The organism is Natrinema soli (genome assembly GCF_028618695.1).
The window spans coordinates 1-12,630 of record NZ_JAQIVI010000059.1 but is presented as its reverse complement, the minus strand read 5'-3'; the positions used below and the strand labels follow the sequence as shown (position 1 = coordinate 12,630).

13 protein-coding genes and 6 pseudogenes are annotated in these 12,630 nt (G+C 58.0%); 14 read left to right on the top strand and 5 right to left on the bottom strand.

Annotation, left to right across the window (positions count from 1 at the left end; translation table 11 throughout):
• Together PGX04_RS03765 and PGX04_RS03760 are read left to right on the top strand one after the other, a co-directional pair.
• Positions 1-993, top strand: a pseudogene (locus PGX04_RS03765) (IS110 family RNA-guided transposase); the annotation flags it as partial.
• 278 nt (positions 994-1,271) lie between these two features.
• A pseudogene (locus tag PGX04_RS03760) lies at positions 1,272-2,094 on the top strand (transposase).
• 43 nt (positions 2,095-2,137) lie between these two features.
• Here PGX04_RS03760 and PGX04_RS03755 read toward each other — a convergent pair.
• The 3 genes and pseudogenes from PGX04_RS03755 to PGX04_RS03745 all read right to left on the bottom strand — a co-directional run.
• Entirely contained in the window at positions 2,138-2,311 is a 174-nt protein-coding gene (locus tag PGX04_RS03755; protein WP_377042263.1) for a hypothetical protein, read from the bottom strand.
• A 58-nt stretch (positions 2,312-2,369) separates the two neighbouring features.
• A complete protein-coding gene (locus tag PGX04_RS03750) occupies positions 2,370-2,702 on the bottom strand; it encodes a hypothetical protein (RefSeq protein ID WP_273737286.1) in 333 nt (110 codons plus the stop codon).
• A gap of 154 nt (positions 2,703-2,856) precedes the next feature.
• Positions 2,857-3,074: pseudogene (locus PGX04_RS03745) on the bottom strand (site-specific integrase); the annotation flags it as partial.
• A gap of 424 nt (positions 3,075-3,498) precedes the next feature.
• Between PGX04_RS03745 and PGX04_RS03740 the strand changes: the two are divergent.
• The 12 genes and pseudogenes from PGX04_RS03740 (at position 3,499) to PGX04_RS03695 (ending at position 10,662) form a co-directional block, all read left to right on the top strand.
• Positions 3,499-4,485: an IS1595 family transposase gene (locus PGX04_RS03740; RefSeq protein WP_273737285.1), complete on the top strand. Its 987-nt coding sequence runs from the start codon at positions 3,499-3,501 to the stop codon at positions 4,483-4,485.
• Positions 4,486-4,678: pseudogene (locus tag PGX04_RS03735) on the top strand (PadR family transcriptional regulator); the annotation flags it as partial.
• Positions 4,679-4,780: 102 nt separating this feature from the next.
• Positions 4,781-5,118, top strand: a pseudogene (locus tag PGX04_RS34985) (DUF8105 family protein).
• Between the two features lie 6 nt (positions 5,119-5,124).
• On the top strand, positions 5,125-5,454 hold the full coding sequence (locus tag PGX04_RS03725; protein ID WP_273737283.1) for a DUF8158 family protein: 330 nt from the start codon (positions 5,125-5,127) through the stop codon (positions 5,452-5,454).
• Positions 5,455-5,553: 99 nt separating this feature from the next.
• Positions 5,554-5,888 (top strand): annotated as a pseudogene (locus tag PGX04_RS34385) (hypothetical protein); the annotation flags it as partial.
• On the top strand, positions 5,868-6,032 hold the full coding sequence (locus PGX04_RS34980; RefSeq protein WP_465263790.1) for a hypothetical protein: 165 nt from the start codon (positions 5,868-5,870) through the stop codon (positions 6,030-6,032). The pseudogene PGX04_RS34385 and the gene PGX04_RS34980, both read left to right, overlap by 21 nt.
• Before the next feature lie 417 nt (positions 6,033-6,449).
• Positions 6,450-6,902, top strand: a complete 453-nt coding sequence (locus PGX04_RS03715; RefSeq protein WP_273737282.1) for an IS110 family transposase — start codon at positions 6,450-6,452, stop codon at positions 6,900-6,902.
• 67 nt (positions 6,903-6,969) lie between these two features.
• On the top strand, positions 6,970-7,167 hold the full coding sequence (locus PGX04_RS03710) for a hypothetical protein (protein ID WP_273737281.1): 198 nt from the start codon (positions 6,970-6,972) through the stop codon (positions 7,165-7,167).
• A gap of 302 nt (positions 7,168-7,469) precedes the next feature.
• A complete protein-coding gene (locus PGX04_RS03705) occupies positions 7,470-9,131 on the top strand; it encodes an FAD-dependent monooxygenase (RefSeq protein WP_273737280.1) in 1,662 nt (553 codons plus the stop codon).
• Complete coding sequence (gene rdfA / locus PGX04_RS03700; protein WP_273737279.1) at positions 9,124-9,816, top strand: rod-determining factor RdfA; 693 nt, start codon at positions 9,124-9,126, stop codon at positions 9,814-9,816. Before PGX04_RS03705 ends, rdfA (PGX04_RS03700) begins: the two co-directional genes overlap by 8 nt.
• 62 nt (positions 9,817-9,878) lie before the next feature.
• The gene (gene rdfA, locus PGX04_RS34380) at positions 9,879-10,085 is read left to right on the top strand and encodes a rod-determining factor RdfA (protein ID WP_377042262.1); all 207 of its coding nucleotides are present in this window, start codon (positions 9,879-9,881) and stop codon (positions 10,083-10,085) included.
• A 145-nt stretch (positions 10,086-10,230) separates the two neighbouring features.
• Positions 10,231-10,662: an ATP-binding protein gene (locus PGX04_RS03695; RefSeq protein ID WP_273737278.1), complete on the top strand. Its 432-nt coding sequence runs from the start codon at positions 10,231-10,233 to the stop codon at positions 10,660-10,662.
• A 917-nt stretch (positions 10,663-11,579) separates the two neighbouring features.
• On the opposite strand, the gene PGX04_RS03690 is transcribed toward PGX04_RS03695, so the two are convergent.
• Both PGX04_RS03690 and PGX04_RS03685 read right to left on the bottom strand, forming a co-directional pair.
• Entirely contained in the window at positions 11,580-12,050 is a 471-nt protein-coding gene (locus tag PGX04_RS03690) for a hypothetical protein (protein ID WP_273737277.1), read from the bottom strand.
• Positions 12,051-12,170: 120 nt separating this feature from the next.
• On the bottom strand, positions 12,171-12,630 hold a 460-nt coding region (locus tag PGX04_RS03685), incomplete at its 5' end, for a class I adenylate-forming enzyme family protein (protein WP_273737276.1).

Here is a 12,630-nt window from a genome sequence, read left to right as displayed (position 1 = left end):
CCTCGGAATCGACGTCCACAAACGGTACGCACAGGTGGCAGTAATGGATGATGCTGGAGAGATCATCGAAGAGGTTCGCGTCGAAAACGCGAACCTCGACGACCTCGCCCAGCGGTACGCTGGTTCGCAAGCAGCCATCGAAGGGACCAGCAATTACAACCACATCCACGATACGCTTGCACAGCATTTAGATGTGACTGTTGCCCATCCGAAAGAACTGAACCAGATCGCTGACACTGACAAGAAGACTGATCGTGTTGACGCTAAAAAGTTAGCACGGATGGTTCGGTTGAACTCTGTGCCGGAGAGCTATGTTCCAACCGATAAGATTAGACAAGCCCGCGCACTTGTGCGCGGGCGACAGTCGCTTGTCGAGAACCGGACAGAGTATGCCAACAAAATCCACGGACTGCTCTCCGATCACGGGATCACTGAGGATGTGAAGCCGCTGAGTTTCGAGGGGCGAGAGTTCCTGCAGGAACTCTCGCTCCCGACACCGTGGGATACGTTGTTGGAGTCCTATCTTGAAGTGATCGAGACACTCACCGACGAGATCCAGGAACTCGAAGAAGTGATCGAAGAGCGCGCTGGGTCTCTGAAGGAGACCCAGCTGCTCATGACGATTCCTGGCGTGAGTTACTATACGGCACTGATGATCTATGCTGAGTTGGGTGAGATTGATCGGTTCGATGGGGACAAAGAAGTTGTCAGCTACGTCGGATTGAATCCGGTGATCCGCGAGTCAGGTGATTCGCAGATCGAGGGAGGGATCTCGAAGCGTGGATCAGGACATGTTCGGTGATTGTTGGTCCAGGCTGCGCATACTGTAGTCCATACCAGCCATGACGAGTATCTCAGCCGGTTCTACGAGCGGTTAGCGCGACGGAAGAACTCACAGAAAGCAATCGTCGCAACCGCTCGGAAGATCTGGTTTCAATCTATCACATGCTTGACCGAGGTGAAGTGTACGATCCACCTGGTGTGAGTGCGTAGACGACGGATCTGAGGGCGCCGAGCGGCGGCCCTCAGTGGCCGGCCGAGGCCCTCCGTGAGCGACTGCTGTCTTCAACAGCAAACCGCCCGCACCAACCGCACAGCCCAAGATACCGACCACCTGCCGGCTGTGCGGGGCGGCAGACATCAGTACGCCCCAATCATTTTATCGTCAGCGGTGGTTTGGTCGGTTAGCAGCGTTTCCATAGGTGAACAGCGATCTAATCGGCTGATATCACGGGTTAGAAGGGCGAAGGCGAGGAAATAGATTCTGACTTATGGAAGTCGATCTCCTCGACTTCGTTGAGCAGTGTCGGCACCTAGCCAAACAACCGTTGGGGAAGCATGCGGGCGAGCCTGCCAGCGGCGGGTTCGCCCGCTGGAAGCACGTCGTTCTACACTGTTTCCGACTTGAAGATGGCCACAGCTACTGTGAAACGCCGAATCGTCTGAAGTACATGACCGAGATTCGTGACGTGCTCGGCTTAGACCGAGATGATCTTCCTGAGTTCACCACGATCTACAAATCGTTCGACCGTCTCAAAATATGGGTATGGCGGGCGTTGCTGCGCGTTTCAGCGCAGCAACACCCGCAGTCTGGTCACGCAACTCTTGACAGTACGTCTTCGACCGCCGCTCAGCCTCCTCGTACTACCGCCAGCGGTCTGGAAGCGACGTGCAGACACTGAAAGTGACGACATTAACCGATGTAGAATCACTCACTGTTCTCGACGTGCATATCTCAGCACGGTGGAAATACGATACGAAGACTGGGCCCCAGTCGTCCGCGTTCCGGCGGACGACCTGCTGTCCGTCTCGTCTGACAAAGCCTTCTACAACTGGCATACCAAGTACGAATTCTATGCGCTCGGTGGCGAACCGCTCATCTTACAACGTGGATCGAGACCACTCACGGTAGGACATAACGCGCTTATCCACGCAAAAGACTACTCACAGCGCTGGATAGCCGAAACTTCCTACTCAACGACGAAGCGCTCGCTCGGCGACGCCGTGCGAGCGCTGGGTTGGTATCGACAGTTTCGTGAGATCGTCCTCATGTTCGCCATCGCCAATATAGAACCGCTCTGTGAGCCACTCTAACCGTGATTCAGCAGCTATTCAACACGGCACATCTATCATTTCCTTAACTGAATACGGATTTCCTGCCTTGTTCACTAGTGATGAGTACGACGTTTGCCGTCCAGGTGCAGGTCTGGGCGACCGTGTAGTTCTCGCTGTGGTAGTCCAAGTTCGAAATCTGTGCCGCTCCGCCATCGTTGGCGACGGTGTCGGCCTCAGAAGGTACGGAGTCGCTCATATTAGCGACCGTTAGACGGGCGGGGCAAAAGATGTGGATGTGTGCGGCGGTCGGCCGATCACTCGTCGAGACTGTTATCGCGCGAGGAGTCGCTGTGGCTGTCAGGCAGCGAGAATGGATCGGCGGGCCCGTCGCCGTGTGTCGCATCGTCGCGCTCGAACAGATACAGTGCCGGCCCTCCGACGAGCATTATGAGCAGTCCGGGAATCGGAACGGCAAGCGGTGCGAGATAGAGCCCCAGCGCACTGCCCCAGGTGACGCCCACGACGCCCGCCCAGAGCACGGGTCTCGAGACCTCAAGCCGGGCCGCGTCCCGGTAGACGGCACCGGCACAGCCGAGGACGACCGCGAACCCGACCACCGCGACTGTCATCCCCTGTAGCGAAACCATACTGCTCGTTAGACCGCCGGCTGTAAGTGGGTGTCGAGATCCGCCGACCAAGCCACGACTCGCACATGCTCGAGTGTGTGATATGGGCCTCTGTCATCTGGAGTACCTGCACGACGGTCGCAGTTGCACCGGTACACAGTGACAGCAGACCGTATCATTGGTCCACCTCAAAAGCATCCACAAGCCGTTCACGCATATACTCACGCCGATACTGCCGCCGTTCGTCTTCCGAAAGGTAGTTTTTCAAGACGACATTCGCGTCCGAACTCCCTGGTCTTCGGCGATCGCGTCCAAGTTCTCGAGTAACTGTCTTTGCGAGTCGAGATACGTTGTGTACCAGAAGCGCCGGCCCATTTTCGAGGTCGGCGTCTCGGAGACATCTATACCATCCAGACGGACTATCCATAGCCCATTGGTACCCAAATCCATCTTCGTTCCGTTCAAACATCCGCTCATTTCGTTCACTCCTCTCGCCAACCTCCTTCCAAGAATCCTCTCTATTTGAGTAGAGGGTGAGTGATAATCAGTTTCCGTCTTCTCCAATTTCGATTGTAGGACCGCAGAATCCATACTAAGACCGGTATCGGTATACTGGTAGCGATGGGGAAAATCCTCGGTCCCTGAATGCGCCATAATTCCTGTACTCGGTTGATTCAGGGTCACCGGAAGGAAGATGTGCAGCAGTACATGGGCACAACCATATCGCGATGACGGAGAAGTACGAGCATTTCAAAGAAGATGACGCTCTTGCCGAATCTGGTGAAACAGTCGCGTAGAAACTACAGCATCCCGCCGTATGCTAGTGGATGTGCTCCAACAGACAGCTTTCGGCGGGATGCTACAGGAGGTTGTCGAGCGCCAGGCAATAGTGTTCCGCCCCGAGCCGCTTGACGCCATCGTCGAGCAGCGCTGCAAGCACGCTTGGGAGCAAACTCCCTGTCCCAAGTGTGGTGAAACAACTCTCCAGACTCGGGACGACAGTCCCCGAGTCTGGTGCCGCAACTGCCGCTACAGCTTCACATACACCCGGAATACGCCATTCGAAAACACCAGTCTCTCACCCGGTGACCTCCTCCTCATCTTCATCCTCTACGCCGATACCTTGCTCAGCATCAACCAGATCGCTCAGCTATTCGAGCCCTGCTACGACACGGTCCACACTCAACTCCGCGAGGGGGAAGCCGCATTCGAACGCGGCTTCCCCCTCGTATGGGAGCGTATCCAACATACCGTCGAAGGAGCTACACAGATCGACGAAACCGGTGCGAAGTGCTCAGGCTACAAGGGACAATCGCCGCCGCGGGACGGGCTCTCCCGCGGCGGCTCTGGCGATCCTGGCCGATCACGCTGGGAGGGCGCTCCCGGCGACAAGTTGACGCTCGTCGCGGCTCGCCGCGACGTGCTTCGAGTGATCTCAGCCGAAGAGGGCTCGGCATACGACGAGAATCTCGGGCCAGTAATCGAGGAAGCAGGTGATCTCTCCCAGCCGCTGGGAGAGATCTGGACCGACGAGCTCCCCGCATATCAGAAGATGAATCACGACCATCGAACCGTCGTCCACGACGATGAATACGTGACCGAGGACGGCGTCCACACCAACCAAGTCGAATGCCTCTGGTCGTTGATCGAGCCGTGGTTGGAGAAATTCCGTGGTCTTTCCAAACCGGGACTGGAGCAGTCCGTCCGAACCTACGGGTTCGTACGGACGTTGAATCTCGTCGGAGCACCACTACACAGCCTTATTGACTGCTTCGCCCTCAACGTGTTTCATCAGACTCGGTAAGAGCGAATTGAGCAGTACTATAGTGACGAGATCAATCACGGGGCGGCTGTATCCGAATCTCGATACCATCGTCAACAAGGGCCTCGTTGAAAAAGGGCAACTCGATAGGCGAACAAACTATTACGCAATCACAGAAGACGGCGAAGACGCTATCGAGGATCGGCGAGCGTGGGAATCACAGTATATCGAGTAGCTACTGTTCTCTGGATACCCTCTATCTCCGTTCTCTGCCCGAGGGTGTGAAACTGTCTCGTTGCTCCTATATCCTTACACCAGTACGACACGTACGGCGACTATGGACTGCCCCGCCTGCGGCACCTCTCTCACGCTCGAGGTCAGCCCCGAGCGGCCGCTTTCGACATCACTTCCAGATGAAACCCTTGCAGCCGATGAAGACGAGCGCATCGAGGTTACCCGGGATTGTTGGATTGCGGGTGGCATAAAGTGCGTCAGCTTCGCGTCGAATCGATTGACACGACCGAGGTGGATAAAGCCGCTGTCGAGCGAGCCGCACTTGTCGACGAGATCACCGACGACCTCGCGACGATCGATAGTCTGGCAACGCTGGAAGAGATCCGCCGGCGGCGACACGATTCAGCGACCACCGACACCGAGGAGGATACTTCGGAGTGAACAGGAATGCCCGATGACGACGCTCTCTACGACGTTCGTGAACGAACCAAGAATTCTGAGCACGCAGCAGTTGACGATGTGGTCGACCTCGTCCTCAAACGAGCGCAGCATCCCCGGGCGGAGCACCAGGATGCGCACCTTGATGAGATGATGGCACCTGTCGTCGATCGGTACGGGAGAGAGCCCGTCCGAACCGTTATCCATCGCATCGTCGTCGACCTCTATCTGTTCCGGACTGCAACGCATGACCTCGAGATGCACAATGTCGACGGTGTTCGTATCGGGAGGTCAGCCGGCCAGTTCCTTACAGAACTGAACGCACAGGAGGACGGCTGAGTCCATGCGAGATCGCTTCTCATCGCCAGAATGCTGATGGGCAATCTCAGAGCAATCCCCGAAACCGTTACGAGCACATGTGCGAAACTGGGACAGAGAATGGACACGAGCGACGAGCCGCGACAGGTCCATTTTTACTCGCCGGCGTCTCTCGTCGACCGGCTCGATGCAATCGCAGAGCTCCTTGTCAGGGATCGGACGGAGCTGCTCGTCGAGGCTCTCCGTGAATACATCGAAGATACCGTCGACAGCGAGGGCTTCCAGGAGTTCGTTGCAACGAAATACTCGACGATCAACTCGAGTACGAGACGGTTAAGCAACTGGTTGGCGCCGAGACCGCCCAGCGACTGCGTCTGCTCAAGGTGGATCTCGAAAACAAACCAATCGACCCCGCAGCCCCCGACACCACCGACATCTACGAGGATGACGCAACGGAATTCAACGACGAGGTCCGCCAGCTGTATGAGCGATATCAGGTGGCCGAGAGCGACGCCGAGCGTCGCGAGATCACCCTCGAGATGGGAAAGCTCGACCGACGACACCACGCGGAGATCTACGCAGCACTCGAAAATGAGTAAGCCCTTCTTCCAGAAGTTCGTGTACGGAGTCGTTCGATACTGTCGCTTTGCGGGTTTTCCATCTCGAGTTGTCACTAGAGGGTGGGGACATTCTCGTCGAGAACCAGGCTACCTCTACCTGTGGGTGGCGATTCTCGTGGCAGTGACGCGGATCCTTCTTGAAACCCTCGGCCGCTCGACGTCCCGCGACCGCCGCTGCGCTCCTCGTCCCTGCGGTGTGTTTATGAGAATCTGCTCAAGCCCCGTCGGCGCGAACGTACGCTGGGGCTGAACAGAGGCCGTCCGTAAGCATGTGTCTCAGAACAGAACACGGTGCGGTGACTGGCCCGCCTGCATGGATAGGAACGACTGCGCCGAGAGCGCGAATAGGTGCCTATCTCGCTCACGTTACCCGATACAGCCCTTGATGAAAGCATGATGTCAGAGACTCCATACATCGGTATGGACTGCCATGACGGCCACTCTCAGGTGGCCGTTATGGCGTCCGACGGAACGATTCTCGACGAACGCCGCGTCACCGACAGCGCCCTTGCCGAGTTCGCCGGCTCGCCGGTCGCCTCAATGGCGACTGGCTTCTACCGGCACGTCTACGAAACGCTCGACGAGCACATGGACGTAACGCTCGTCAACCCGAAGAAGACGCGCGTCATCGCCGAAGCAAGCGTCAAAACTGACAATATCGACGCGCAGATGCTCGCGCATCTGCTTCGAGCGAACCTTCTTGCCGAGAGCTACGTCCCACCCCGAGAGATCTGTGAACAGCGTGACCTCGTCCGCACCCGCAAGACGCTTGTCGAGACGCTGACCGTCAGAAGCTATAGCGAATCTACATATATCTTACCGAACGAGGGAAGGTTCCACCCCGAGTAGCAACGCGGTGTGGCGGTGCCCCTCTCGAGAGCGAATCCTTTCTATTGTGCGACTTCTAGAGGTACCGTTGGACGAGACTATCCGAGACCGAGTGATCTTTCTGGCCGGGAAAGCAGCGGGTGTCGACTGTTCGAACTGCGAGTTCAGGAGTCGTGACGTCGAACTTGACGCCGTCAGACTGACGAACACCACCTGTCCAGAGTGCGGGATGACGATCCTGACAGAAGACCAGAACGCACAGCTCCGACAGGATGGCAAACTGTGAGTGGCTTCTAGTCGAGCCAGAACATCTGATAAGCGTGTTGCCCCGGTATTTGTAAGTACCACGCCACCAATGGTCACACACCGCGTGGCATATCATCGAACAGTACGAGGCGGACATCCCGACCGTTTGAGATCCCGTCAGCGTGAGCGACCTCTCCGAGGTGGTCCCTATCTTTCGGCGGTGCTGGGGACGGGCAAACCGGACATCGAGGCCATCACAGACGGAGGGCGAACAGCTGATTGAATCTCTCCGAGGGACACAAAACCAAACCATGACTGACGACTACGAACACTACGAAAACCATGACTGACAACTACGAACACTACGAAGCGGTCGTCGTGGGCGCGGGCCCCGGCGGTGCGGCCGCAGCAGCGACGCTCGCAGACCTTGACGTCGAGACGCTGGTGCTCGAACGGGGCGTCGAAGCCGGCTCGAAGAACGTCTCCGGCGGCTTGATCTATGCCGAGGAGTCGGCGCCCTACACGATCGACACCATCTTCCCGGACTTCAGAGCGGAGGCAACGGAACGGCCGGTCACGACGAATTACATCCACAATATTGCGGGAGAGACGGTGAAAACGTACGACCTCTCGGAGCTCCACCACCACGATACCGAGTGGGCTGACTCGGTTTTGCGCCGGAACATGGATTCGTGGTTGGAGACCCGAGTTCACGAGAAGACACGCGAGACAGGTGGTGGCCTCCTCATCGGCGTCCACGCGACGGGGTTGGTGCGTGACGGTGGCGAAATCGTCGGCGTGCGGACCGACGAACTTGAGCCCATCACCGCGGACCTGATCGTCGCCGCCGACGGCGTGAACTCCGAACTCGCCCGCGACGCAGGCCTGATGGACTGGGACGCTCCCGACGAGTGGTTCCAGGGCGTGAAAGCGGTCGTCGACATGCCCGAGGACGAGATTAACGAGCGCTTCGGAATCGACTCCGACGAGGGCGAGGCACACCTCTTTTCAGGTGACCTCTACGACGGCGTTCGGGGCGGTGGCTTCCTGTACACGAATCGCGACACGCTCTCGATCGGGAACGTCTTCCATCTCGACTCGATCGTCGAGGAGAAGGTCGAAGTCAACGACCTGCTGGACGCCCTCCTCACCCATCCGCTGCTGGCCCAGTGGCTGGGCGACAACTACCACGAACTTGAGTACTCCGCGAAACTCGTTCCAGACTCGAAGAAGGTTGCTCACCGCGATCCACAGCAGGACCGACTGGTCCTCGTCGGTGACGCGGCGGGCCAGATGCAGGCCCAGGGACCGATCATCAAGGGCATGAACCACGCCGTCACGGCGGGGGCGCTCGCCGCCGAGGCATTCGTCGAGGCGAAGTCGCGCGGCGACGCCCGGTCAGCGGGCGCCCTCTACACGCGGAAACTTCACGACGAGGGCGTAATGGACAAACTTCGCCCGACGGTCTACGAGGTCACGAGTCCGATCACCGAGACCGACGCGGTGACGGGAATCGCGAACGCTGTAGCGACGTCCCCCGTCGGGCGGGTTGGCGTCCGGGCGTTCTCCGGCGTGCTGGAGCGGCTCTATAACTCACCGTTCGTCATGAAGCTGATGCCGGACACGAATCTCGGCTACGTCACGGTACCGACTGTAATCGGCGAGGAACTCGGCGAGCGCGTGACCGACGAAAATACGGTCGAACCGCCGAACCTCGCGGATCGCATCGGCGACCTCACCTACGACGTTGGCGAGCCCCATATCGAGATTCGGGCCAACTCTTGGGAGGCCTCTGGCGACGCCATTCGGGCATGTCCTGTAAGTTCGATGGACTATGGCGGCGGATGTTACCGGCAGGAGACGGTCGAGTCCGACGACGGCGAAGAGCAAGTCGTCAGTCTCGATACGCAGCCCTGCGTTGAGTGTGGTACCTGTGCCATCGTCGCCGATACCGAGTGGACCCACCCGGCGGGCGGGAAGGGTGTTGACTTTAAGTATGGGTGAGGAGCGAGGCGGTGCCGCCCGGGAAAAATCAGGTCTATGGGACCCGATATCATTATATAAGGCTAGCGTTTTACCCTTGACATCGATACTCCACTCATGCATCACGATACGACCGGTTTCAGACTCGTTCGCGAAGGGAGGCTGTCGTCTCCTACTCGGGACGATCGCTCGTTTTCGATGCCACGTACTCGCTTGCTCGCCCATACGTAAGGTTGAGCGCAATATCGAGAAATACGGGCTCGACGGGCTCAATAAGGAACTCCATCGCCGTTATCAGGAGGGGGCGAGCCTCCGCGACCTCGCGACCGTTATCAATAAACGGGTGCTGGAAACGGCACTCCAGGATGCAAACGCAACAGTCGTCGGTGATGTGGAGAGCATCTACGAAGCACTCCGGGGAAATGAAGTGAGCGTTGGACGGCGAGCTGCTGTAAGTTCACAGCTGAAACAACAGGGTGTCCCCATGGATGAAGTTGAGGACGATTTCATGTCTCATCAAACGGTTCGTGATCATCTCCAGACGTGCTTGGATCGCGATACGGCTCGACGATCGCGGGTGACACGCTCAGACGCGAAGGATACAATCGAATGGGCCCGGTCGCGTTGCACCGCCGTCATCGAACGCACGCTAACCCGCCTCCACGATGCCGGCCAGCTCCAGGCGGCGAATATCGTGCCGTGTTGAATAGCGGTCTCTGAGAAGGAGTACGCCAACTCCCGTTTTGGGACTACTACGGTCAGCAGCTAATGAGGCGATTCGATTCTGATCAGCAACAGAAACATCGCTATTCAACAGAGCAGAATATCGAGGTGACACAATCCATTCGCGTCACCTGTGATGAGTGTGGGAGTTCCTACCGGCTCCACGAGTTCGTTGATGACGAAGGCTGTGACCACGCTGCAACCGCGTACGATGAATCACCCACCTCGGATACGAGTGGGAGCACCCAATGAAAGTGATACAGTTCGTTGACGGACGGTGGGCTTCCCAACGCCTCACCCACGCGCTCCAATCACTCGATCACCGTGTGAAACGTACCGCTCCTGTGTCTCAGGAAGTTCGAGTTCTGAACCCTGATACCGGTAAGAGGTCTGAATAATGCCACAATACACTGATATCACGAACGCAACGGTGACCGTCGAACATATCGGTGGCATTGACCACTGCGAACTGTCTGTCTCGCCAGGGATCACGGTTCTAATGGGACGAAATGCTACAAATCGGCCGTCCTTCTTGCGGGCGGTTGCGGGAGTGCTCGGCGGTTCTGCGGCGACGGTCAAAAGTGATGCTGACGAGGGAGCTGTAAAACTTGACTTGAATGGTGAGACATATACCCGGCACTACGCTCGCCGGAATGGTGAGACGGTCGCCACTGGTGGTGCACCGTATACCGAGCACTCGAATCTCGTCGACCTCTTTGCGTGTATACTCGAGACCAATCCTGCACGGCGAGCCGTCGAGCGGGGAGACGACATCCGAGACGTCATCATGCGTCCGGTCGACACTGACGAGATTCAAGAGCGGATCTAGACAGTCGAACGTGAGCACGATCGTCTCGACACGCGACTTGAAGAAATCGATCGCGAACAGGATCGCCTGCCGTCACTGATCGAAAAGCATGAGCAACTGGAAGAAGAGGTTGATGAGATAACTGACGAACTTGACGCCGTCCGTCAAGAGGTTGCTGCGTTTGAAGCGGATGAAGACACTGCTGAAGCTGCGGAAGACCTCCTTGCGGATCTCGAGTCGACACGTCAGGACATCTCAGAGAAACGAAATCAAATTCAAACCCATCGCTCCAGTATCGAGGCACTTGAGGAGGAACGAGAACAGCTTCAAACTGAGCAGGCCGATCTCGACGCACCGGATACTGATCCTGAGGAGATCGAGCAAGACCTTCAGGAGTTACAAGCACGCGAGCGAGAACTCGAAACCACAATCACCGATCTCGCAGCTATTGTTGACGTCAACGATGATATCGTCAGTGGGGAGCTTCCTGAACTTCATTCCGCGGATGACGCGGTGACTGCTCCTCTCGACCCCGACTCGGAGACGATCGAGTGCTGGACGTGCGGCAGTCATGTTGAACGATCAATAATCACTGAGAAACTCGAGGAGCTCCAAACGCTGATCGAGAAGAAACGGAACACTCGCCCGAGCTCCAGGAGCGTATCGAGGATCTGCGGGACACACGGGAGGCCCTCCGTTCTGTCGAGGCACGTCGCACTGAAATCGACGACCGCCTGGCCGAAATCGAGCGTGAATGCAGCCGTCGAGAAGACCGGATCGCGGATCTCGAGTCGGCGGTCGAAGCGTTAGAAGACGAGATTCAGACCCTCGAACGCGAGGTCGAAGAAACGGAAGATTTCCGTGAGAGCGAGCTTCTGGAGCAGTATCAGCGCCTCTATGAACTCAAGTACGAACGAGGGCAGGTCGAACGTGACCTCTCATCGGTTCTGGAAGAAATCGAGCAGATTGAGGGGCTTGTTGACAAACGAGATCAGATAGAAGCCCAACGTGACCACGTACAAGAGGAGCTGGCGTCTCTTCGAACCCGTATCGAGGACCTCGAACAGACGGCCGTCGAAGCGTTTAACGAGCATATATCCGACGTCCTCGCGTTGCTCGCACACGAGAATCTCGAACGGGTGTGGATCGAGCGGAAATCGGGATCCAATCCGAGGTCCGAAGGGACGTTCGAGTTGCACGTAGTTCGCGAAACATCGGAGGGTGCCGTGTATGAAGATACGGTCGACCACCTGAGTGAAAGCGAGCGCGAAGTCGTCGGCTTGATCGTCGCGCTCGCTGGTTATCTCGTCCATGAGGTTGCCGATGAAGTCCCGATGATGCTGCTGGATTCCCTCGAAGCGATCGATGCGGACCGCATCGCCCGACTCGTCGAGTATTTCGCCGAGCAATCGTCGTTCTTAGTCGTGGCACTACTCCCAGAGGACGCACAAGCATTGCCCGACTCGTATCCACGATTGTCGGTGGAACACGCTGAAGGATGACTAGCTGATGGCCTCCCGTTGAGTGTATCAACGGCCGGCCGCGTCGGATAGCCGCTCGTGGACGGCCTCCCGATCGACCGTGTCCGAGGCGGTCCGTGGGATCGAGTCGGCGAAGGCGACCGTCCGCGGCCGCTTGTAGTCGGCGATCCGGTTCCGGCAGTGCGCGCGGAGGTCGTCCGCAGAGATGTCCCCGTCTACGACGACGAGTGCCGCCACGCGCTCCCCCCACTCGGGGTCGTCGATCCCGACGACTGCGGCGTCCTCGACGGCCGGATGGTCGCGCAGCACGTCGACGACCTCTCCCGGGTGGACGTTTTCCCCGCCCGTGACTATCCGGTCGGACCGCCGATCAAGGACGTGGAGCCGGCCGTCGTCGTCGACGAATCCGACGTCGCCGGTGTGCAGTCCGTGTCGGCCGAACGCCTCCGCGGTCTGCTCGGAGTCGTCGTACCCGGGCGTGACCGTCGGCCCGGCGACCGCGAGTTCG